Source organism: Aeromicrobium sp. JJY06, assembly GCF_044069275.1.
In the GTDB taxonomy this organism is placed as follows: Bacteria; Actinomycetota; Actinomycetes; order Propionibacteriales; family Nocardioidaceae; genus Aeromicrobium; species Aeromicrobium tamlense.
Genome location: NZ_JBIMRD010000001.1, coordinates 256,214 through 275,806, shown reverse-complemented (window position 1 = coordinate 275,806; position 19,593 = coordinate 256,214). Strand labels below are relative to the sequence as shown.

Below are 19,593 nucleotides of genomic sequence, written 5' to 3'. Positions count from 1 at the left end.
TCGTGCCGTGACTACGAACGCCGACGCCATCCGGGTGCTGCTGGTCGACGACCAGGAGCTCTTCCGCAGGGGCGTGACGATGGTCCTGGGTGCCGACGGCGGGTTCGAGATCGAGGACGTCGACGACGGCGACGCCGCGCTGGAGCGCATCGCGGAGGAGCCGTTCGACGTCGTCCTGCTCGACGTCCGCATGCCGGGGCGCAGCGGCGTCGAGATCTGCGGCGCGATCAAGGAGACCGCGCCCACGACCGGCATCATCATGCTGACCGCGAGCGACGACGAGGCCGACCTCTACGAGTCGATCAAGGCCGGCGCCGCGGGCTACCTGCTCAAGGACGGCTCCACCTACGACCAGGTCGCCGAGGCGGTCAAGCTGGTCGCGGCGGGGCAGTCCCTGATCAGCCCCAGCATGGCCACCAAGCTGCTCGACGAGTTCGTGCACATGGCCAAGGGGCCGGCCCCGGCCACCAGCCTGACCGCCCGCGAGCTGCAGGTGCTGCGCCTGGTCGCCCACGGCAAGAGCAACCGCGACATCGCCGGCGAGCTGTTCATCAGCGAGAACACGGTGAAGAACCACATCCGCAACATCCTGGAGAAGCTCCAGATGAAGTCGCGGATGGAGGCGGCCATGTACGCCGTCCGCAGCAAGCTCATCGACGACGTCCTGTGACCCCGCGCCTCTCGGCGCTGCAGGCCCGGCGCATCGCGCTGGCGGCCCAGGGGTTCACGCGACCCGCGCCCGCCGAGGTGCGGCGTGAGCACGTGGCGCGCGTCGCCCGGCGGCTCGGGTTCTTCCAGATCGACTCGGTGAACGTGCTGCAGCGGGCGCACTACCTGCCCCTGTACTCGCGGCTCGGGCCCTACGACACCGACCTGCTGCACCGCGCCGCGGGCCGCGCCCCGCGGCTGCTGTTCGAGTACTGGGCGCACGAGGCCGCGCTCGTCGACGTCGACCTGTGGCCCGCGATGAGCCACAAGATGCGCTCGGGTCGCGGCATGTGGGGCGCGATGGCCCGGACCGCCGCGGAGAACCCCGCGCTCATCGACGAGGTCGAGGCCGCCGTGGCACGGTGGGGGCCGATCACGGCGCGCGAGCTCGAGGCCCGGCTGGGCGCGCAGGAGCGCGACCGCACGCACTGGGGCTGGAACTGGTCGCAGACCAAGCAGGCGCTGGAGTACCTGTTCTTCGTCGGGCGCGTGTCGGCCGCCCGCCGCAACAACGCGTTCGAACGCGAGTACGACCTGCCCGAGCGCGTGCTGCCCGCCCGCGTGATGGCGATGCCCGAGCCCTCCGACGAGGAGGCGTACCTGACGCTCGTGGGCCATGCCTCCCGCGCGCTGGGCGTCGCCACGGCGCAGTGCCTGCGCGACTACTTCCGCCTCGCACCCGAGCCGACCGCGCAGGCGGTCCAGACGCTGGTCGCGGACGGGACGCTCGAGACGGTCACGATCGACGGCTGGAAGCGCCCGGCGTTCCTGCACGCCGAGGCCACCCGGCCGCGCCGCGTGGACGCGCGGACGCTGCTGAGCCCCTTCGACCCGCTCGTGTTCGAGCGCACGCGCACCGAGCACCTCTTCGGCTTCCGCTACCGGATCGAGATCTACGTCCCGGCCCCGAAGCGCGTGCACGGCTACTACGTGCTGCCCTTCCTCCTGGGCGACCGGCTCGTGGCGCGGGTCGACCTCAAGGCCGACCGGGCGCGCGGCCGGCTGCTCGTCCCGGGGGCCTTCGCCGAGCCCGACGCACCCGCCTCCACCGCCGCCGAGCTCGCCCGCGAGCTGCACCGGATGGCGGGCTGGCTCGGCCTCGACGGGGTCGAGGTGGGAGATCGTGGTGATCTGGCCCGCAGGCTGGCGACGGAGTGTGCCACCCCGCACTAGGATGTTCGGGTGCCGAAGATCATCGACAGTATCCTGCGGGCCGGCGAGGGCAAGATCCTCAAGCGCCTCGACCGCATCGCCGACCAGGTCAACGCCCTGAGCGACGAGTTCTCCGCCATGAGCGACGCCGAGCTGCGCGCCATGACCGACGAGTTCAAGGAGCGCCTCGGGGGCGGCGAGTCCCTCGACGACCTGCTGCCCGAGGCCTTCGCCACCGTCCGCGAGGCGGCCACTCGCGTGCTCGGCCAGCGGCACTTCGACGTCCAGATCCTCGGTGGCGCCGCCCTGCACCTGGGCAACATCGCCGAGATGAAGACCGGTGAGGGCAAGACCCTCGTCGCCACCCTGCCGTCCTACCTGAACGCGCTGTCGGAGAAGGGTGTCCACGTCGTCACGGTCAACGACTACCTGGCGAAGTACCAGTCCGAGATGATGGGCCGCGTCCACCACTTCCTGGGTCTCACCGTCGGCGTCGTCGTCGCCGGCCAGACCCCCGCGCAGCGCCGCGAGGCCTACGCCTGCGACATCACCTACGGCACCAACAACGAGTTCGGCTTCGACTACCTGCGCGACAACATGGCCGACTCGCTCGACGAGTGCGTCCAGCGCGGCCACAACTTCGCGATCGTGGACGAGGTCGACTCGATCCTCATCGACGAGGCCCGCACGCCGCTGATCATCTCGGGCCCCACCGAGGACGAGGTCAAGTGGTACGGCGAGTTCGCCCGCATGGTCGGCGCCATGCGCATCGACGAGCACTACGAGGTCGACGAGAAGAAGCGCACCGTCGCCGTCACCGAGAAGGCCATCGACGTCGTCGAGGACCAGCTCGGCATCGCGAACCTCTACGACGCGGTCAACACGCCGCTCATCGGCTTCCTCAACAACGCCGTCAAGGCCAAGGAGCTGTTCAAGCGGGACAAGGACTACGTCGTCATCGACGGCGAGGTCCTGATCGTCGACGAGCACACCGGCCGCCTGCTCGAGGGTCGCCGCTACAACGAGGGCCTGCACCAGGCGATCGAGGCGAAGGAGGGCGTCCGGATCCGCGAGGAGTACCAGACCCTGGCCACGATCACGCTGCAGAACTACTTCCGCCTCTACAGCACGCTCTCGGGCATGACCGGCACCGCGATGACCGAGGCCGCCGAGTTCGACAAGATCTACAAGCTCGGCGTCGTCCCGATCCGTACCAACAAGCCGATCCAGCGCGACGACCTGCCCGACCTCGTCTACCGCACCGAGGACGCCAAGTTCAACGCCGTCGTCGACGACATCGCCGCGCGTCACGCCAAGGGCCAGCCGGTGCTGATCGGCACCACGAGCGTCGCCAAGTCCGAGCGCCTCAGCAAGCAGCTGAAGAAGCAGGGCATCGCCCACGAGGTGCTGAACGCGAAGCACCACGACCGTGAGGCCGCGATCGTCGCCCGCGCCGGTCACAAGGGCGCCGTCACCGTCGCCACCAACATGGCCGGCCGCGGCACCGACATCATGCTCGGCGGCAGCGTCGAGTTCCTCGCCGACGCCGAGCTGCGCAGCAAGGGCCTCGACCCGGTCGAGACCCCGGAGGAGTACGACGCCGCCTGGCCCGAGGCGCTCGAGCGCATCGAGAAGCAGGTCGCGGCCGAGAAGGACGAGGTCGTCGCCGCCGGCGGCCTGGCCGTCATCGGCACCGAGCGCCATGAGTCGCGCCGCATCGACAACCAGCTGCGTGGCCGCTCCGGCCGTCAGGGCGACCCGGGCAGCACCCGGTTCTACCTGTCGCTCGAGGACGACCTCATGCGCCTGTTCAAGGGCGAGTGGGTCAACTGGATCCTGCAGACGATGAAGATCCCCGACGACGTGCCGATCGAGAACAAGCGCGTCACCAAGTCGATCGCGTCGGCCCAGGGCCTGGTCGAGGCGCAGAACTTCGAGACCCGCAAGAACATCCTCAAGTACGACGACGTCATGAGTGCCCAGCGCGAGGTCGTCTACGCCCAGCGCCGCCGGGTGCTCGAGGGCGAGGACCTCGAGCCGCGCGTGCGCCAGATGATCGAGGACGTCACCGGCGCCTACGTCACCGCGGCCACCGAGGGCTACCCGACGGCGTGGGAGCTCGACAAGCTCTGGACCGCCCTGCGCACCCTCTACCCGATCTCGCTCGATCACGAGCAGCTCGTCGAGGAGGCCGGCGGTCAGGAGCGCCTGGACGGCCCCACGCTGCGCACGCAGATCGTCGAGGACGCGCTGGCGGCCTACGACAAGCGCGAGGCCGAGCTGGGCGACGAGGTCGCCCGCGAGCTCGAGCGCCGCGTCGTGCTGAGCGTGCTCGACCGCAAGTGGCGCGAGCACCTCTACGAGATGGACTACCTCCGCGAGGGCATCGGCCTGCGTGCGTACAGCCAGCGCGACCCGCTGGTCGAGTACCAGCGCGAGGGCTACGACCTGTTCAACGCGATGATGGAGGGCATCTCCGAGGAGTCGGTCGGCTACCTGTTCAACCTCAACGTCGAGATCGAGGTCGAGGAGGACGGCGAGGACGGCGAGGCGCCGCACATCCACGCGAAGGGCCTCGAGGCGGACAGCACGCCCAAGCAGCTGTCGTACTCCGCCCCGTCGGAGGACGGCTCGGCCATCGCGGTGGAGGAGTCGGTCGTCGACGAGGACGAGGAGCTCGACCCGAACGAGCAGGCGCGCCAGAGCAAGGCCAAGGAGGCCGCGCGCCGCAAGGCCAAGGCCCAGCGTCAGTCCCGCAAGAAGAACCGCTGACCTGACCGAGGCCGCTCGTCACGCCCACTCTGCTCGTTAAGCCCACTCGGCTGCCGTGCAGCGCCAGGTCGCGCGCCCCTGAGGGTCGCGACCGCGCTGCAGGCGGACGGCAAGGGCGTGCGAGCGGCCTCGGTGCACCATCCGGGCCGCGATCTCGGCGGCACCGACGTCGACCATGGCGATGTGCACCGACACGACCCGTGGGCTGTGGCGCGGGCCGCCGGAGACGAACCGGTCGGTCACGTAGCGGTGCAGCTGCTCGTACACGTCGCGGCTGAGCCACGGCCCGAGCTGGCGCACGGGCCGAACACCGGTGATCACCTCGGCCAGCGCCTGCGTGAAGCGGGCGCACCGGTGGCGCAGCTCGCTGGCGTCTCCGCGCTCCACCGGCACCGGCAGGAGCGGTGCCGAGGAGGTGAAGGGGAGCGGCACCTGGCGCGGTGCGAACGGGTCGGTGGCGAGGGCGGTGGCGGTGATCATCGTGCTCCTGGCGGGTCGAGGCGTTGTCCGGGATGGATCAGGTCGGGGTCGGGGCCGATGACGGCGCGGTTCGCGCGGTGCCAGGCGCGGACCCGGTCGCTCACGGCGGCGTCGTCGGCGGCGGGGGAGCGCTCGCGCACGATGGACCACAGGCTCTCGCCGGGTGCGACGACGTGTGCGGAAGCGGCGGGGGCTCGGGCCGGCTCCGGCTGCGGGGCAGCCGTCGGCGGGCGCTCGGGCAGGGACAGCCCTTGGAGCGCGTCGACGTCGCTGGTGCTGGCGTGGCTCGGCGCCTGCACCGCCATGACGGCGCCGGTGGCGAGCAGGGCGCGCAGCAGGGGAGGGGCGAGTCGCGCCGCGAGCCTGCGGTCGACGAGTGCCGCGAGCAGCCCGACGCACCACCAGGCGGCCCAGGCCAGCAACAGGGCGGTGAGCACGGTGCGCAGTGCAGCCTCCGGCCCCATGGTCGTCAGGTCGTGCATCCGATCCCCCGATCGATGAGCCACTGACGTCCGATGGAGGCATTTGACGACAGATGGCGTGTGATGGCGACCAGCGAAGCGCATGCCGACCCCGCCGTCAACGGGTGCGTTGGCGGCCTGTGGAGATCAGGTCAGGACGAAGCGCGGGAGCGCAGCCGCCGGTTCTCGCTCTGGAGCCGGGCCAGCTGCTCCTCGAGGGCGAGCACGCGCTCGATGCCGGCGAGGTTGAGCCCCTCGGCCAGCAGGTCGCGGATGCGTACGAGGCGCCGCAGGTCGGTGCGGCTGTAGCGGCGGGTGCCGCCGGGCGTCCGGGTGGGCTCGAGCAGGCCGCGACGCTCGTACACGCGCAGGTTCTGGACCTGCATCGAGACCATCTCGGCCGCCACCGAGATCGCGTAGACCCCGGCCTCGTCGTCGTCGCGCATGCTCCACCTCCGTTGGAACTGAACTCTACTTGACAAGGAATATGAAATGACGAATATAGGTTTCAACGGATGAACCCATCACCACCCAGCGAGGAGGAGACGACGATGATGATCCGCACCACCGACCCGTTCCGTGACTTCGACCGCCTGACCCAGCAGCTCTTCGGGACGACGAACCGACCGGCCATCATGCCGATGGACGCCTGGCGCGAGGGCGACACCTTCGTGGTCGAGTTCGACCTCCCGGGCGTGACGAAGGACAGCATCGACCTCGACGTCGAGCGCAACGTGCTGACGGTCCGCGCCGAGCGCGTCGCGCGCAACGGCGACTGGGAGATGCTCGCCTCCGAGCGCCCCCGTGGCGCGTTCAGCCGCCAGCTCGTGCTGGGCGACAACCTCGATCTCGAGCGGATCGAGGCCGCCTACGACGCCGGCGTGCTGCGCCTGAGCATCCCGGTCGCGGAGCGGGCGAAGCCGCGCAAGATCCAGATCGGCGGCGCCAGCGAGAGCACCGCGATCGAGGCCTGACCCGCCCCTTCCCCCGAGGACACCGTGGGGCCTCCGTGCGAGGCCCTACGGTGTCCTCATGCGTTGGGACCGACTCTTCGCCGACCTCGAGGGCGCGGCGATCGACGAGCACGCCGACGAGCGCGACGCCCTCGCGGAGGACCTGCGCGACGAGCAGTGGGCCGCTCTGGCGTGGACCGACCTGCTCGGGGGTGCCGACGTCCGGCTCGACGTCGTGGGCCTGGGCGAGATCGGTGGACGGGTGACCGGGGTCGGCGACGTGGTGCTCGTGCAGGACGAGACGTCCCGCATCGTCGTGCTGCCCGAGGCGATCGCGGCCGTGGTCGGGCACGACGGTCGTGCCGCCGCGGCGCCGACGGTCTCGAGGACGCGGCGCCAGGTCGCCCGTGCCGTGCGCGACGCGGGCGTGGAGGTGCGCGTGGTGCGGCGCGACGGCCGGACCATCGAGGGACCCATCGTGGAGGTCGGCGCGGACTTCGTGCAGGTGGCCGCCGCCGGGCGGCGGGTCAGTCTGCCGTGGGCGTGGATCGCGGCTCTCGTGCCGCGTTGACCGAGGTCTCTCGCGCGGTGCGCTCGTACTGCCGGGCGATGTAGTCCTCGAGGGCACTGGCCTCGATCCGCCACATCTTGCGTCCGCCCACCTGGAAGCCGCGCAGCTCGCCCGACTTCAGCAGTCCCCACACGACCCGCACGTCGACCTTGAGGGTCTCGGCGACGTCGTTCGCCGTGAGGAACTGATGCTCGGGGGCCATGGCGCCCATTCTCACACGCAGCACCGGCGACGAGGCGCACGTCACGCCCGGACTGTGGACGACCGGTGGCAGCCGCGGGTCGCGACCCCGTATGACTGGCCCATGCATGTCACGGGGGGTGACACGTCCCGGCGCGCGCTCGCCCGGCGCACCTCGATCTCCAGATGGCGCCAGCCGCGACTCGTGCTCGGTGCCGTCCTCGTCCTGGCCTCAGCCGTCGCCGGCGGCTGGCTCGTCGCCACCGCGCGCGACTCCACCGACTACTGGCTCGTTCGCGCCGAGGTGAGGGCCGGCGACCCGGTCGATCCCTCGCAGCTGTCGCCCGTGGCCGGTCGGGTGGAGGCGGCGGCGGCCGACTCGCTCGTGCCGGCCGGCGAGGGCGTGCCGCGCGGCGTGTGGGCGCGCGACGCCGGCCCCGGCACGCTCGTCACGCGCGACGCGGTCACGGCATCGGTCGACCGCGGTCGCGAGCTGGCGATGGCGGTGCCCGCGGGCACCGCCCCGCCGGACCTCGCCGCGGGCGACCGGGTCGACGTGTGGGCGGGGCCCGGCGAGAGCGGTGACCCGAGCCGGTCCACGCGGCGCGTCCTCGTCGACGTCCCGGTCGTCTCGCTGTCGGGGGTCGACGGCACCGGCTCGCGCACCCTCGTCGTCGACACGGGCCGTGGCGGACCCGGCGGCGACGTGGTCGCCGCGCTGGGCACCGGTCACCTCACCGTCGTGCGGGTCCCGTGAGCGCGACCGGGTCCCTGCGCGTCGCGGTCGCGGCGTGCGGGGCGCACTGGGAGGCGGTGGCGCTCGCCGAGATCGAGTCCGACCCGCGACTCGTGCTGGTCCGCCGCTGCGTCGACGTCGCCGACCTGCTGGCCACGGCCGGAACGCACCGCCTCGACCTGGCCCTCGTCGCCGTCGACAGTCCCGGCCTCGACGCGGGTGTCGTGCAGCGACTGCTCCAGCTCGGCGTCCGGCCGGCCGCCGTCGAGGGCGACGGCTCGCCCCTGGGGATCGACCAGTCGGCGCGTCTCGGTGCGCTCGCCGACGCGGCGGCCACACCGGTCCCCGAGCCGGAGCGCGAGAGCGAGCCCGGCCTGCTCGTGGCGGTGTGGGGCGCCACCGGCGCACCGGGCCGCAGCTCCCTCGCGGTGTCGCTCGCGGCGGCGGCAGCGGCGGCGGGTCGCTCCACCGCCCTGGTGGACGCCGACGTCTACGGCGGGTCACTCGGCCAGCTGCTCGGGGTCCTCGACGAGGTCAGCGGGATCATGGCCGCCTGCCGCGACGTCAATCGTGGGCGGGCGGGCGCGGCCGGGACGCACCTGCTGCGGCTCGCCCCGCACTGGGACCTGCTCACCGGCCTGCCCCGCTCGGACATGTGGCACCACCTGCGGCCCGACGCCCTCGAGGCCGTGCTGCGCGACCTGCGCCGCGACCACGAGCTGGTGGTCGTCGACTGCGGCTTCGGGGTCGAGCCGGCGATGGGTCAGGGGCCGTCGCGCGACCAGGTCACCCGACGCGTGCTCGACCTCGCCGACGAGGTGATGGCGGTCGGCCGGGTCGATCCGGTGGGCCTGGCACGACTCGTCCGCGCGCTCGACGACGCGGGTCCGTGGAGGCGACCGCCGCGGCTGGTCCTGAACGGATTCCGGGCCTCGCTGGGCTGGACCGAGCGCGAGGTCGCCCAGACGGTCCGCGAGCTCACGGGCGTCACGCCGTGGGCGTTCCTGCCCCAGGACGGCGCTGGTCACGACCTTGCCCTGATGACGGGTCGTCCACTCCGCGAGGTCGCGCCGACCTCGGGCTACGTGTCGCGCGTCGAGCGGCTCGCGTCCGAGCTGGTGGCGGCGCGGTGACGCGGCTCAGGTCACAGGAGGCTGCCCTCGCCGATCGCGTCGTAGACGCCCACGATCTCCGAGCCCAGCACGAAGGCACCGGTGGCGAACAGCGCCACGAGCAGGCTGCGGAGGAGCCAGGCCGCGACCTCGGGCATCCGGCGTCCCACCCGGCGCCACAGCAGCCAGCCCGCCACCAGGACGATCGTCACCGGGAAGAGCGGGAACACCCACGGCACCAGCGCGAGCCACGTCCAGCCGCCACGCTGCCATGCGGAGCCGTCGCGCACGGCCCGGTCCACGGCCGGCGGCATGAGCAGGCAGAACACCAGCGGCACCGCCAGGGTCAGCGCGATGGCGGCCCACGTCGGCTCGAGCCGGGTGAAGTCCACGCCCTCGTCGTGCACGAGCGCCGCGCCGACCATCACGGTGCCGCCCACGGCGACCGAGAGTCGACGGAACCACGGCGGACCGAGCGCGAGCCAGCCCAGCGCGAGGTAGATGCCGGCGCCCAGGACGCCCAGGGCCGCGCCGGTCATCAGCAGCTGGATCGTCCCCGACGTCGTGAACTCGCCCATGGGGAAGCCGTCGTCGGTGATCGTCCCGTGGTCCTCGGGGTTCAGGCTCGCCAGCAGGGCCATGAACAGCCGGCCGCCGATGCCGCCCACCAGCAGCCCCAGCGCGGCGCCGACCCACGAGGCGGCGGCGAGACGGCGCGCCGCGGTCACCGCCGGCGCCGACGTTCGGGTGCGTGTCTCCATCCGGGGAGGATGGCACGGTGAGGGCCGGGCTGTCAGCGACTCGCAGCCTTTTCGTTGCCCGTTCGACGGGTGGGTCGGGTGGTAAGTTTCTGGGCTACCGGCGGACCGGACCGAGGCGAGGACAGCAGGGGATCGCATGCAACGACTGAGCCCTCTCGACGCGATGTTCCTGCACCAGGACCATCCCGAGACGCCCCGTCAGGTCGCCTCACTGGCGATCCTCGAGCCGGGCGACCGGCCCCTCGACTACGACCGCCTGATCCAGGTCATCAACGACCGCATCGACCTCGTGCCGCGCTACCGCCAGGTGCCGCGGCGGATCCCCGGCGGCATCGGCATGCCGGTGTGGGCCGACGACGAGCACTTCGACCTGTCGCTGCACGTGCGCCGCTCGGCGCTCCCGCGGCCCGGCGGACGCGACGCCCTGCACGAGCTCGTCGGACGGCTCATCGCCCGACGGCTCGACCACGAGCGCCCGCTGTGGGAGCTCTACCTCATCGAGGGGCTCCAGGGCGGCGAGATGGCGCTGCTGTTCAAGTCGCACCAGGCGCTCGTCGACGGCTCGCACACGGTCGACCTCGCGCAGGTCCTCCTCGAGGAGACCCAGCGCGACCGTACGATCCCGCACGACGAGTGGACCCCGCGCGCCACGCCCGGCACGGTCGAGCTGCTGGCCGGCTCGGTGCGCTCCCAGCTGAGCCACCCGGCCGAGCTGCTGTGGAACGGCGAGTACCAGTGGTCGCGCGTCGCGTCGCACCTGCCGGTGCTGGGACCCGACGCCGCCACGCACGGCCCCCTCACCGCCACCTTGTCGCGACACCGGCGCTTCACCTCGGTGAGCGCCCCCTTCAGCGAGTTCCGGCGGGTCCGCGACGAGCACGGCGGCACGGTCAACGACGTCATCCTCGCGGCGATCGCGGGCGGCCTGCGCGGCTGGATGCTCACCCGCGCCGAGCCCGTCACCGCCAAGACCAGCTTCCGGGCCATGGTGCCGATGTCGGTCACCCGCGACGGCCAGGCAGAGGGCGGCCACCCGACGTCGCTCGGCCCTCTCGTGCGCGGGCTCATGCTCACGCTGCCGGTGGGGGAGTCCAACGCGGTCGTGCGGCTGCACCAGGTCTCCTACGCGCTCAAGGGACACCGCGAGACCGGCTCGGCGGTGGCGGCCAACAAGCTGGCCAACCTGCCCGGCTTCGCCACCTCCACCTTCCACACGGTGGGCGCCCGGGTGGCCGCCGACGAGGCGAACCGGCCCTACCACCTGGTCATCACCAACGTGCCCGGTCCGCAGGACCCGGTCTACATGGCGGGCCAGCAGCTCAAGGAGATCTTCCCGGCGATCCCACTCACGGGGCACCGGGCGATCTCGGTGGGCGTCACGTCCTACGACGGCCGGGTGTTCTTCGGCATCGTCACCGACCGCGAGTCGGTGCCCGACGCCGACGTGCTGGGCCAGTGCATCCTGGAGGCCCTGGAGGAGCTGACCGAGACGATCGGTCCGAGGCGAGCGCGGGCACCGCGCGGACGGAAGAGGCCCACATGAGCAGGACCCGCGTCTACGCGGCCGCCGACGCCGAGCTGCTGCGCGCGCTGGCCGACGACCGGCCGATCACGCCCGAGCGCGTCACCGCCGCCTCGCAGGACGAGGAGGACGAGTACGACGCGTTGCTGACCGCGGCCGAGCAGGGGCCGGTCGTGGTGTGCGCCGAGCTCGACGACGAGGACGGCCAGATCGTGCTGCGGGACGTGCAGTCGTTCCACGTCGACGCCGACGCCAGCGGCGACCTGGCCTGGTACGCGCCGCAGGAGCTCGCGCAGGTCATCGCGCTGCTGGCCGCACGCTGAGGGCTCACGCCCGCCAGTCGTAGTCCATCTGCCGCGCCACGCGGGTGCCCAGGCCGCCCTCGATCCGGTCGACCAGGTGCAGCGCCAGGTCGATGCCCGCGGAGATGCCCGCCGAGGTGTAGACCTCGCCCTGCCGGATCCAGCGCGGTCCGTCGACGACGTCGAGGCGCGGGAACCGCCTGGCCAGAGCGGCTTGGTCCTCCCAGTGCGTCGTGACGCGCTGGTCGGTGAGGATGCCGGCCTCGGCCAGCAGGAAGGCGCCGGTGCACACCGACGCGATCGTGGGCGTGGCCGCACGGGCGGCGATCCACTCGATCACGCGGGCGTCGCGCTCCACCGCGTCGGTGACGCCGCCGGGCACGAGCAGCAGGTCGAGGTCGGGCGCGTCCTCGAGCGAGGCGTGGGTGCCCAGGACCAGCCCACCACGGGCGACCACGGAGGATCGCCCGGGGTGGGCCGAGACGAGCGTGACGGTGAGCTCGGTGGGGGCGGGCTCGCGGCCCAGCAGCCGGGCCGCCACCGAGAACACCTCGAAGGGCCCGCACGCGTCGAGCACCTCGACGTCGTCGAACGCGAGGATGCCGTACCTCACGCGCGGGTCCTCGACGTCACAGCTGGGTCTTGCCGAACTCCACCTCGTCGCGCAGCGAGGCGGAGATCGCCTTGGCGACCTCGGGCTCGATGCGGCGACCGATGAGCGGGAGCGAGACCTTGACGTCGCCGTCGAGCGACATCGTGGTGGAGGAGGCGGTGCCGGCGATCGTGGACGTGCCGGTCATGCGCGCGGGCTGGCCGTGGATGTCCACCGAGACGTCGGCGGTGCGACCGCCCGAGGCATCGGCTGGGCCCCACTTCTCGACCTGGGTCACGGTGACCGAGTCGCCCGTGAGCTTCTTGATGAAGTCGGGCATGTCCGACTCCATCGTGCGCACGATCGTGACGACCGTCCTGCCGCCCTGCTCCTCCACGGTGACCGTGTAGTCGCGGGCGCCCTGGCGCTCGCACGACTGCTCGCGGAAGGTCTGGTCGCTGACCAGCCCGAAGACCTGCTCGGGGCTGGCGGGGTACTCGTACCGCTCGGTGAGCTTCACGCGTTCTCCTCAGGGGTGGGGGTGCCCTGGCCGAGCCCCTTGAGCTCGGCCAGGCGGGCCTCGATCTCGAGCTGGCCGGCGTCGGCCTCCAGCTCGGCGAACTGGGCGTCGAGGCTGGAGGAGGTCAGCTCCTGCTGACCGCGCACCTGCGCCTCGACGCGACGGACGCGGTCCTCGTAGCGGCTCAGCTCGCTCGTGGGGTCCAGGATGTCGATCGACTTGATCGCGTCGTTGACCTGCGCCTGGGCCTCCGCCGAGCGGTGGCGGGCGACGAGCTCGTCGCGCTTGCTGTTGAGCTCGGTCAGCTTGGTGCGCATCCCGACGAGGCCGGTCTTGAGCTTCTCGACGACCTCGCTCTGCTGCGCGATCATCGGGGCGGCGGCCTTGGCCTCGGTCTCGGCGGTGATCTGCTTGCCCAGCGCGAGCTTGGCGAGCTGGTCGAAGCGGTCGGCCTCGCCCGCGTGGCCACCGGCTCGCAGCTGGTCGGCCTTGTTGGACGCGGCGATCGCCTTGGCGCCCCACTCCTTCGCGGCGGCGACGTCCTCGGCGTGGTCGGCCTCGGCGAGGCGCAGGTTGCCGATCGTCTGGGCGACGGCCTGCTCGGCCTCGGCGATCGAGTTCGTGTAGTCGCGGACCATCTGGTCCAGCATCTTCTGCGGGTCTTCCGCCTTGTCGAGCAGCGCGTTGATGTTCGCCTTCGTCAACTGGGAGATGCGTCCGAGGATGGACTGTTTCTGAGCCATGCGTCGAGCATAGTGGCGAACGTGAGCGTGAAGGTGGTGTCGCCGGGACGGCTCTGCACCGAGGCGTCTCCGCCGTGGGCCTGCATGATGGCGCGCACGAGCGACATGCCCAGGCCCGCTCCGCCGGCGCTGCGCGTGCGCGACGAGTCGCCGCGCGTGAAGCGCTCCCAGACCACGGGGACGAGGTCCTCGGACAGGCCCGGGCCGTCGTCGTGCACCTGCACGCGCGTCGGGTCGGTGAGGATGCGCACGGTCACGGTGGTGCCCTCCGGGGTGTGACGCGTGGCGTTCGTCAGCAGGTTCGTCACGGCCTGGTGCAGGCGCAGCTCGTCGCCCGCGACCGAGACCGGCTCGGGCGGCACCTCCAGGCGCCACTTGCGGCGCGGGTCGACGACGCGGGCGTCGGCCACGGCCTCGACGACGAGGTGGGTCAGGTCGACCTCGCGCTGCTCGAGCGGGCGCCCGGAGTCGAGCCGCGCGAGCAGCAGCATGTCCTCGACGAGCGCCGTCACGCGACCGACCTCGGACTCGATTCGCGCGAGGGACTCCTTCGGGTCGGCGTCGGTGCGGCGGGTGAGCTCGGCGTAGCCGCGGATCGTGGTCAGGGGAGTGCGCAGCTCGTGCGACGCGTCGGCGAGGAACTGGCGCACCTGCTGCTCGCTCTCGTGCCGCGCGTGGAGCGCGTCGTCGACGTGGCCGAGCATCTGGTTGAAGGCGGCGCCCACGCGGCCCACCTCGCTCACGGGGTCGGTCAGCTCCTCGGGCACTCGCGGGGTGGAGGCGACGTCGCCGCTGGCCAACGGCGTCTCGGCGACCTCGTGCGCCACGGCGGCGACCTGCTGCAGCGGCCGCAGCTGGCGGCGGACGATCTCGCGCGCCACCACCGCGGCGGCGCCGATGCCCAGCAGCGACAGCAGCACCTCCCAGCCGATGAGGCTGCGGATCGTGTCGTCGACGTCGTCGGTGGGCAGGCCGAAGGCCACGCGGTCGCCCGTGGCGTTGGTCGTCGCCGCGACCCGGTAGGACCCGAGATCGGGCAGCTCCACGGTGCGCGGCTCGGAGCCGACCTCGGCCTCGCTCATCGCGTCCACCGCCCCGGCGGACAGCTGGCTGAGCTGGCCACGGTCGGTGATGCGCACGCCGATGCGGCAGGCCGAGCCGAACACGGCCGTGACGCTGCCGGCGTTCTGTCCCGGGGGCAGGGTCGGCAGGTCGCCGCAGTCCGTGACGAGCCCGCTCGATCCGGCACCCGGTCCCTCGACGCGCTCGGCCCGCTCGACCGCTCGCTGCAGGTCGCGGTCGAGGCGCTCCATGAGCGACGACCGCATGATGATCGTGGCGGTCAGGGCGACCAGCATGCTGACGACCGTCACCAGGGCGACGGAGGAGGCGATCAGCCGGCCCGTCAGGGTCTGCGGCCGCATCAGGACGCCGGCGCCTTCAGGACGTAGCCGGCGCCGCGCTTCGTGTGGATCATCGGCTCGCGCCCGGCGTCGATCTTCTTGCGCAGGTAGGAGATGTAGAGCTCGACGATGTTGTCGTTGCCGCCGAAGTCGTAGTCCCAGACCCGATCGAGGATCTGCGCCTTGGACACGACCCGCCGCTCGTTGCGCATGAGGTAGCGCAGCAGCTCGAACTCGGTGGCGGTCAGCTCGATCGGCGTGCCGCCGCGCGAGACCTCGCGGCCGTCCTCGTCGAGCTCGAGATCGCCGACGACGAGCGTCGGGGTCTCGACCTGCTGGCGCCCGCCGGCACGTCGCAGCAGGCCGCGCAGCCGCGCCACGACCTCCTCGAGGCTGAAGGGCTTGGTGACGTAGTCGTCGCCGCCCGCGGTGAGGCCGGCGACGCGGTCCTCCACGGAGTCGCGGGCGGTCAGGAAGATGACGGGGACGTCGGGGGAGAAGGCGCGCACCTTCGCCAGCACCTCGAGCCCGTCGTAGTCCGGCAGCATCCAGTCGAGGATCATCGCGTCGGGCGCGAACTCGCGCGCCGCGGCGACCGCCTTGCGGCCGGTGCCGGCGATGCGGACGTCGAAGCCCTCGTAGCGCAGCGCCATCTGGAGCAGCTCGGCGATGTTGGGCTCGTCGTCGACCACGAGGACGCGCACCGGGGTGCCGTCGACACGGGTGAGGGCAGGGGCGACGCTCATGGGTCCAGTGTGGACCGATGGGCGCGGGAACGGCTGAGTCCGTCCTGTGAGGCCGCTGTGCGCCTGAGAATCACAGCGGTGTCATTAACACACTTCAACCCTAAAGTTCAACTTTAAGTTCATTTCGGCGTGTCGGTGGTCTAGGCTGTCGCCCATGCGCCGGTTGGGACTCGTGGGACTCGTGTGCCTTTTCGTCATGGCAGGACTGACCGCCACCACGACCTCGGCGCAGGCGTTCACCGTGATCTGCACCGGCAAGACCAAGTCCGAGGTCGCCACGTGCGACCTCTCCGGCTACGCCGACGTGATGCACCAGATGCACTGGCGGATGTACGCCGGGCACAACTGCACGAACTACGCCGCCTGGCGGATGAAGAAGGCCGGGGTGCCCGAGCCGAAGATCCTCATGGGCAACGCCCGCGACTGGCACACCAACGCGAAGAAGCTTGGGTACGTCGTGGACAACCGACCCGCCGTCGGCTCGATCGCGCAATGGTCGAAGGCCGCCAGCCACGTGGCCTACGTCGAGCAGGTCGGCTCGGGCTTCCTGATCCTGTCCGAGGACAGCTACACGTCCAAGACGTACCGCCGGTACAAGGTGCTGACGGGCGCCTCCTGGTACCCCGAGCGGTTCATCCACTTCAAGGACGTCGCGGCCCCGCCGCCGGCCGAGTCCGACCCGACCCCCGCTCCGACGACCCCCGCGCCGGCCCCGGCGGTCACCTCGAAGGTCACCGTCTCCGGACCGGCGAAGGTCACCACCTCGGCCAAGCCGAAGGTGACCGTGAAGGTCGCGGCGGCGAAGGGCGTCGTGCCGCAGGGCACGGTCCGCGTCCGTCGCGGCGGCGTCACGGTCAAGACCGTGACCCTCAAGGCCGGCCACCGCGGCTCGGTCGCCGTCACGCTGCCCAAGATGAAGCGCGGCAAGCAGTGGATCTCGGCGGTGTTCGACGGCAGCGCCCAGGTCCGCAAGGCCACCAGCCCCACCATCAAGGTGGTCGTGACGAAGCCGGCGAAGGTCGTCTCCGCGAGGACCGCGATCGTCCTGCCGGCGAAGCAGTTCACGGTCGGAACGCGCCCGACGGCCACGGTCACGGTCACGCCCACGGACGGGCGCACCACGACCAACGCCGTCTCGGTGTACGTCGACGGCAAGCGGATCGCCTCGCCGAAGCTGACGAAGGCGAAGAAGGGCAAGGTCACCGTCCGTCTGCCCGCTCTCGCGCCCGGCCGTCACACGATCCGGGCGACCTACTGGGGCTCCAAGACCGTCCGCCGCTCGAAGGCCAGGGCCCAGGCGTTCGCGGTCGTCGAGCCCACCACCGTCCGCGCCTCGCTGGCGAAGGCCGCGGTGCGCTCGAACGAGCCCGCCCAGGTGGTCGCCACGGTCGGCACGGCACGCGGCGTCGCGCCCGCTGCGGGCGAGGTCTGGGTGCTGGCCGACGGCGCGAAGGTCGCCTCCGCGCCGCTCTCGGCCGCGGCCCGCGGCACCGTCACGGTGGCGCTGCCGGTCCTGGCGCCCGGCCCCCGCGCGATCTCGGTGCAGTACCGCGGCTCGACCTACCAGACCGCCTCGGCCACGGGGACGCTCCCGCTGCTGGTCCAGGAGCGCTCGATCACGGGCACCTCGCTGTCCGCCGCGACGATCAAGTCGACCGCGCAGGCGAAGCTGACCATCTCGGTCCACTCCGGTCGCACGGTGCCGCAGACGTCCGGCGCGGTCGCCGTCCTGGTCGGCGGCAAGCAGGTCGCCACGGTCACCCTGACCGCCGCGTCGAAGGGCAAGGTCGTCGTCACGCTGCCGAAGCTGGCGGTGGGCAAGCACGCCGTCAGCGCCTCCTTCGGCGGCACCGACCTCCTGGAGCCGTCCACCAGCGTGGTGCGGACCCTCACCGTCACGAAGTAGGCGTCCCGGGGCCCGTGCGTGGGCACGTACCCTTGATGTCATGCCTGTCGACTCCGTCTACGCCCGACTCGAGCCGCTGCTCTCGGGAGTCTCCAAGCCGATCCAGTACATCGGCGGTGAGCTCAACTCCACCGTCAAGGACTGGGACGAGGCCGACGTCCGCTGGGCGCTGATGTACCCCGACGCGTACGAGGTCGGCCTGCCCAACCAAGGCGTCCAGATCCTCTACGAGGTGCTCAACGAGCGCGAGGGCATCCTGGCCGAGCGCACGTACGCCGTCATGCCCGACATGGAGGCCGTGCTGCGCGAGCACGGCATCCCGCAGTTCACGGTCGACGCCCACCGCCCGGTCGGCGCGTTCGACCTCTTCGGCCTCAGCTTCTCCACCGAGCTGGGCTACACGAACATGCTGACCGCGCTCGATCTCGCCGGCATCCCGCTGCACGCGGTCGACCGCGACGAGTCGCACCCGATCGTCCTGGCCGGCGGCCACAGCGCCTTCAACCCCGAGCCGATCGCCGACTTCGTCGACGCCGCCGTCATGGGAGACGGCGAGGAGGTCGTCCTCGCGATCAGCGAGGTCGTCCGCGAGTGGAAGGCCGAGGGCCGTCCCGGCGGCCGCGACGAGGTGCTCGCGCGCCTGGCCGCGTCCGGCGGCGTCTACGTGCCGAAGTTCTACGACGTCTCGTACCGCCCCGACGGCCAGATCGGCGCGGTCGTGCCGAACCGACCCGGCGTGCCCACCCGCGTCGCGAAGCACACGCTGATGGACCTCGACAGCTGGCCGTACCCGAAGAAGCCGCTCGTGCCGCTGGCCGAGACCGTGCACGAGCGCTTCAGCGTGGAGATCTTCCGCGGCTGCACGCGCGGCTGCCGCTTCTGCCAGGCCGGCATGATCACGCGTCCCGTCCGCGAGCGCTCGATCCGGACGATCGGCCAGATGGTCGACAACGGCCTCAAGCAGTCTGGCTTCGAGGAGGTCGGCCTGCTCAGCCTGTCGAGCGCCGACCACTCCGAGATCGGCGAGGTCGCCAAGCAGCTCGGCGACCGCTACGAGGGCACCAACACCTCGCTCTCGCTGCCGTCGACCCGCGTCGACGCCTTCAACATCACGCTGGCCAACGAGTTCAGCCGCAACGGCCGCCGCTCCGGCCTCACGTTCGCCCCCGAGGGTGGCAGCGACCGCATGCGCAAGGTCATCAACAAGATGGTCAGCGAGGACGACCTGATCCGCACCGTCGCCGCGGCGTTCTCGCACGGCTGGCGCCAGGTGAAGCTCTACTTCATGTGCGGCCTGCCCACCGAGACCGACGAGGACGTCCTGCAGATCGGCGAGCTCGCCAAGCGCGTCATCGACACCGGCCGCGAGGTCTCTGGCCGCCGCGACATCCGCTGCACCGTCTCGATCGGCGGCTTCGTGCCCAAGCCGCACACGCCGTTCCAGTGGGCCTCGCAGCTCGACCACGAGACCACCGACGAGCGCTTGCGCAAGCTGCGCGCCTCGGTGCAGTCCGACAAGCGCTACGGCAAGGCCATCGGCTTCCGCTACCACGACGGCAAGCCCGGCATCGTCGAGGGACTGCTGTCTCGCGGCGACCGTCGCGTCGGCGGCGTCATCGAGGCCGTGTGGCGCGACGGCGGCCGGTTCGACGGCTGGAGCGAGCACTTCAGCTACGACCGCTGGGCGCAGCAGGCCGCCGAGGTCCTGGAGCCGCAGGGCGTCGACCTCGACTGGTTCACCACGCGCGAGCGCGACCACGACGAGGTCCTGCCGTGGGACCACATGGACTCCGGTCTCGACCGTGAGTGGCTGTGGGAGGACTGGCAGGACGCGATCGACCCCGACGGCGCCGTCGAGGTCGAGGACTGCCGCTGGACCCCGTGCTTCGACTGCGGCGTGTGCCCCGAGATGGATCTGGAGATCCAGATCGGTCCCACGGGCCAGAAGCTCCTGCCCCTCTCGGTGGTCTGAC

At 71.7% G+C, this 19,593-nt stretch carries 21 protein-coding genes; 11 read left to right on the top strand and 10 right to left on the bottom strand.

From position 1 onward, the window contains the following. The first annotated feature begins 7 nt into the window (after positions 1-7). Genes ACGWYL_RS01360 through secA form a run of 3 tightly spaced genes read left to right on the top strand, consistent with a single transcriptional unit; the run spans position 8 to position 4,632 of the window. Complete coding sequence (locus tag ACGWYL_RS01360) at positions 8-670, top strand: response regulator transcription factor (RefSeq protein WP_231948952.1); 663 nt, start codon at positions 8-10, stop codon at positions 668-670. Then, positions 667-1,881, top strand: a complete 1,215-nt coding sequence (locus ACGWYL_RS01355; protein WP_395486224.1) for a winged helix-turn-helix domain-containing protein — start codon at positions 667-669, stop codon at positions 1,879-1,881. The genes ACGWYL_RS01360 and ACGWYL_RS01355 overlap by 4 nt, the downstream gene beginning before the upstream one ends. Before the next feature lie 21 nt (positions 1,882-1,902). After that, positions 1,903-4,632: a preprotein translocase subunit SecA gene (gene secA, locus ACGWYL_RS01350; RefSeq protein ID WP_269307061.1), complete on the top strand. Its 2,730-nt coding sequence runs from the start codon at positions 1,903-1,905 to the stop codon at positions 4,630-4,632. Positions 4,633-4,668: 36 nt separating this feature from the next. Here the strand turns inward: secA and ACGWYL_RS01345 are convergent, their stop codons facing one another. The 3 genes from ACGWYL_RS01345 to ACGWYL_RS01335 all read right to left on the bottom strand — a co-directional run bounded on the left by ACGWYL_RS01345 (position 4,669) and on the right by ACGWYL_RS01335 (position 6,019). Beyond that, positions 4,669-5,112 carry an Rv3235 family protein gene (locus ACGWYL_RS01345; RefSeq protein WP_269303130.1) on the bottom strand — a complete coding sequence of 148 codons (444 nt, stop codon included), beginning with the start codon at positions 5,110-5,112 and terminating at the stop codon, positions 4,669-4,671. Next, entirely contained in the window at positions 5,109-5,594 is a 486-nt protein-coding gene (locus tag ACGWYL_RS01340) for a hypothetical protein (protein ID WP_395486223.1), read from the bottom strand. The genes ACGWYL_RS01345 and ACGWYL_RS01340 overlap by 4 nt, the downstream gene beginning before the upstream one ends. 131 nt (positions 5,595-5,725) lie before the next feature. Then, on the bottom strand, positions 5,726-6,019 hold the full coding sequence (locus ACGWYL_RS01335; protein ID WP_179423528.1) for a MerR family transcriptional regulator: 294 nt from the start codon (positions 6,017-6,019) through the stop codon (positions 5,726-5,728). 105 nt (positions 6,020-6,124) lie between these two features. Here ACGWYL_RS01335 and ACGWYL_RS01330 point away from each other — a divergent pair, with 105 nt between their 5' ends. Together ACGWYL_RS01330 and ACGWYL_RS01325 are read left to right on the top strand one after the other, a co-directional pair. Continuing rightward, positions 6,125-6,547: an Hsp20/alpha crystallin family protein gene (locus ACGWYL_RS01330; RefSeq protein ID WP_269307060.1), complete on the top strand. Its 423-nt coding sequence runs from the start codon at positions 6,125-6,127 to the stop codon at positions 6,545-6,547. A 58-nt stretch (positions 6,548-6,605) separates the two neighbouring features. Continuing rightward, positions 6,606-7,097: a hypothetical protein gene (locus ACGWYL_RS01325; RefSeq protein WP_395486222.1), complete on the top strand. Its 492-nt coding sequence runs from the start codon at positions 6,606-6,608 to the stop codon at positions 7,095-7,097. Here the strand turns inward: ACGWYL_RS01325 and ACGWYL_RS01320 are convergent. Beyond that, positions 7,054-7,299 carry a helix-turn-helix domain-containing protein gene (locus tag ACGWYL_RS01320; protein WP_223302971.1) on the bottom strand — a complete coding sequence of 82 codons (246 nt, stop codon included), beginning with the start codon at positions 7,297-7,299 and terminating at the stop codon, positions 7,054-7,056. The genes ACGWYL_RS01325 and ACGWYL_RS01320 overlap by 44 nt on opposite strands. 102 nt (positions 7,300-7,401) lie before the next feature. Between ACGWYL_RS01320 and ACGWYL_RS01315 the strand changes: the two genes are divergently transcribed. Both ACGWYL_RS01315 and ACGWYL_RS01310 read left to right on the top strand, forming a co-directional pair. Then, positions 7,402-8,034, top strand: coding sequence for a hypothetical protein (locus ACGWYL_RS01315; protein ID WP_179423534.1), 633 nt, complete (start codon positions 7,402-7,404; stop codon positions 8,032-8,034). Then, positions 8,031-9,146 carry a CpaE family protein gene (locus ACGWYL_RS01310; protein WP_395486221.1) on the top strand — a complete coding sequence of 372 codons (1,116 nt, stop codon included), beginning with the start codon at positions 8,031-8,033 and terminating at the stop codon, positions 9,144-9,146. Before ACGWYL_RS01315 ends, ACGWYL_RS01310 begins: the two co-directional genes overlap by 4 nt. 11 nt (positions 9,147-9,157) lie before the next feature. On the opposite strand, the gene ACGWYL_RS01305 is transcribed toward ACGWYL_RS01310, so the two are convergent. Then, positions 9,158-9,886 carry a hypothetical protein gene (locus ACGWYL_RS01305; protein ID WP_395486220.1) on the bottom strand — a complete coding sequence of 243 codons (729 nt, stop codon included), beginning with the start codon at positions 9,884-9,886 and terminating at the stop codon, positions 9,158-9,160. Between the two features lie 136 nt (positions 9,887-10,022). On the opposite strand from ACGWYL_RS01305, the gene ACGWYL_RS01300 reads away from it, so the two are divergent. Together ACGWYL_RS01300 and ACGWYL_RS01295 are read left to right on the top strand one after the other, a co-directional pair. Beyond that, on the top strand, positions 10,023-11,429 hold the full coding sequence (locus ACGWYL_RS01300) for a wax ester/triacylglycerol synthase family O-acyltransferase (protein ID WP_269303117.1): 1,407 nt from the start codon (positions 10,023-10,025) through the stop codon (positions 11,427-11,429). Further along, a complete protein-coding gene (locus ACGWYL_RS01295) occupies positions 11,426-11,731 on the top strand; it encodes a hypothetical protein (RefSeq protein ID WP_395486219.1) in 306 nt (101 codons plus the stop codon). The genes ACGWYL_RS01300 and ACGWYL_RS01295 overlap by 4 nt, the downstream gene beginning before the upstream one ends. Positions 11,732-11,735: 4 nt before the next feature. Here the strand turns inward: ACGWYL_RS01295 and ACGWYL_RS01290 are convergent, their stop codons facing one another. The 5 genes from ACGWYL_RS01290 to ACGWYL_RS01270 are packed head-to-tail and all read right to left on the bottom strand — an operon-like array spanning position 11,736 to position 15,714. Next, a complete protein-coding gene (locus ACGWYL_RS01290; RefSeq protein WP_395486218.1) occupies positions 11,736-12,323 on the bottom strand; it encodes a DJ-1/PfpI family protein in 588 nt (195 codons plus the stop codon). A 16-nt stretch (positions 12,324-12,339) separates the two neighbouring features. After that, positions 12,340-12,822: a DUF2505 domain-containing protein gene (locus tag ACGWYL_RS01285; protein ID WP_179423546.1), complete on the bottom strand. Its 483-nt coding sequence runs from the start codon at positions 12,820-12,822 to the stop codon at positions 12,340-12,342. After that, entirely contained in the window at positions 12,819-13,565 is a 747-nt protein-coding gene (locus ACGWYL_RS01280) for a PspA/IM30 family protein (RefSeq protein WP_395486217.1), read from the bottom strand. Before ACGWYL_RS01280 ends, ACGWYL_RS01285 begins: the two co-directional genes overlap by 4 nt. After that, the gene (locus ACGWYL_RS01275; RefSeq protein WP_395486216.1) at positions 13,523-14,989 is read right to left on the bottom strand and encodes an ATP-binding protein; all 1,467 of its coding nucleotides are present in this window, start codon (positions 14,987-14,989) and stop codon (positions 13,523-13,525) included. The genes ACGWYL_RS01280 and ACGWYL_RS01275 overlap by 43 nt, the downstream gene beginning before the upstream one ends. After that, positions 14,989-15,714 carry a response regulator transcription factor gene (locus tag ACGWYL_RS01270; RefSeq protein WP_179423552.1) on the bottom strand — a complete coding sequence of 242 codons (726 nt, stop codon included), beginning with the start codon at positions 15,712-15,714 and terminating at the stop codon, positions 14,989-14,991. The genes ACGWYL_RS01275 and ACGWYL_RS01270 overlap by 1 nt, the downstream gene beginning before the upstream one ends. A gap of 196 nt (positions 15,715-15,910) precedes the next feature. Between ACGWYL_RS01270 and ACGWYL_RS01265 the strand changes: the two genes are divergently transcribed. Together ACGWYL_RS01265 and ACGWYL_RS01260 are read left to right on the top strand one after the other, a co-directional pair. Next, positions 15,911-17,620 (top strand): Ig-like domain repeat protein, encoded by a 1,710-nt coding sequence (locus tag ACGWYL_RS01265; RefSeq protein WP_395486215.1) that lies wholly within the window; start codon positions 15,911-15,913, stop codon positions 17,618-17,620. 40 nt (positions 17,621-17,660) lie between these two features. Then, entirely contained in the window at positions 17,661-19,592 is a 1,932-nt protein-coding gene (locus ACGWYL_RS01260) for a TIGR03960 family B12-binding radical SAM protein (RefSeq protein ID WP_179423556.1), read from the top strand. Position 19,593: the final 1 nt, after the last annotated feature.

Coding starts and splice junctions, on each gene's coding strand:
- ACGWYL_RS01275 (WP_395486216.1), bottom strand. CDS start 14,989: ATGCGGCCGCAGACCCTGACGGGCCGGCTGATCGCCTCCTCCGTCGCC.
- ACGWYL_RS01295 (WP_395486219.1), top strand. CDS start 11,426: ATGAGCAGGACCCGCGTCTACGCGGCCGCCGACGCCGAGCTGCTGCGC.
- ACGWYL_RS01320 (WP_223302971.1), bottom strand. CDS start 7,299: ATGGCCCCCGAGCATCAGTTCCTCACGGCGAACGACGTCGCCGAGACC.
- ACGWYL_RS01335 (WP_179423528.1), bottom strand. CDS start 6,019: ATGCGCGACGACGACGAGGCCGGGGTCTACGCGATCTCGGTGGCGGCC.
- ACGWYL_RS01345 (WP_269303130.1), bottom strand. CDS start 5,112: ATGATCACCGCCACCGCCCTCGCCACCGACCCGTTCGCACCGCGCCAG.
- ACGWYL_RS01340 (WP_395486223.1), bottom strand. CDS start 5,594: ATGCACGACCTGACGACCATGGGGCCGGAGGCTGCACTGCGCACCGTG.
- ACGWYL_RS01260 (WP_179423556.1), top strand. CDS start 17,661: ATGCCTGTCGACTCCGTCTACGCCCGACTCGAGCCGCTGCTCTCGGGA.
- ACGWYL_RS01330 (WP_269307060.1), top strand. CDS start 6,125: ATGATGATCCGCACCACCGACCCGTTCCGTGACTTCGACCGCCTGACC.
- ACGWYL_RS01280 (WP_395486217.1), bottom strand. CDS start 13,565: ATGGCTCAGAAACAGTCCATCCTCGGACGCATCTCCCAGTTGACGAAG.
- ACGWYL_RS01300 (WP_269303117.1), top strand. CDS start 10,023: ATGCAACGACTGAGCCCTCTCGACGCGATGTTCCTGCACCAGGACCAT.
- ACGWYL_RS01265 (WP_395486215.1), top strand. CDS start 15,911: ATGGCAGGACTGACCGCCACCACGACCTCGGCGCAGGCGTTCACCGTG.
- ACGWYL_RS01325 (WP_395486222.1), top strand. CDS start 6,606: ATGCGTTGGGACCGACTCTTCGCCGACCTCGAGGGCGCGGCGATCGAC.
- ACGWYL_RS01315 (WP_179423534.1), top strand. CDS start 7,402: ATGCATGTCACGGGGGGTGACACGTCCCGGCGCGCGCTCGCCCGGCGC.
- ACGWYL_RS01305 (WP_395486220.1), bottom strand. CDS start 9,886: ATGGAGACACGCACCCGAACGTCGGCGCCGGCGGTGACCGCGGCGCGC.
- ACGWYL_RS01270 (WP_179423552.1), bottom strand. CDS start 15,714: ATGAGCGTCGCCCCTGCCCTCACCCGTGTCGACGGCACCCCGGTGCGC.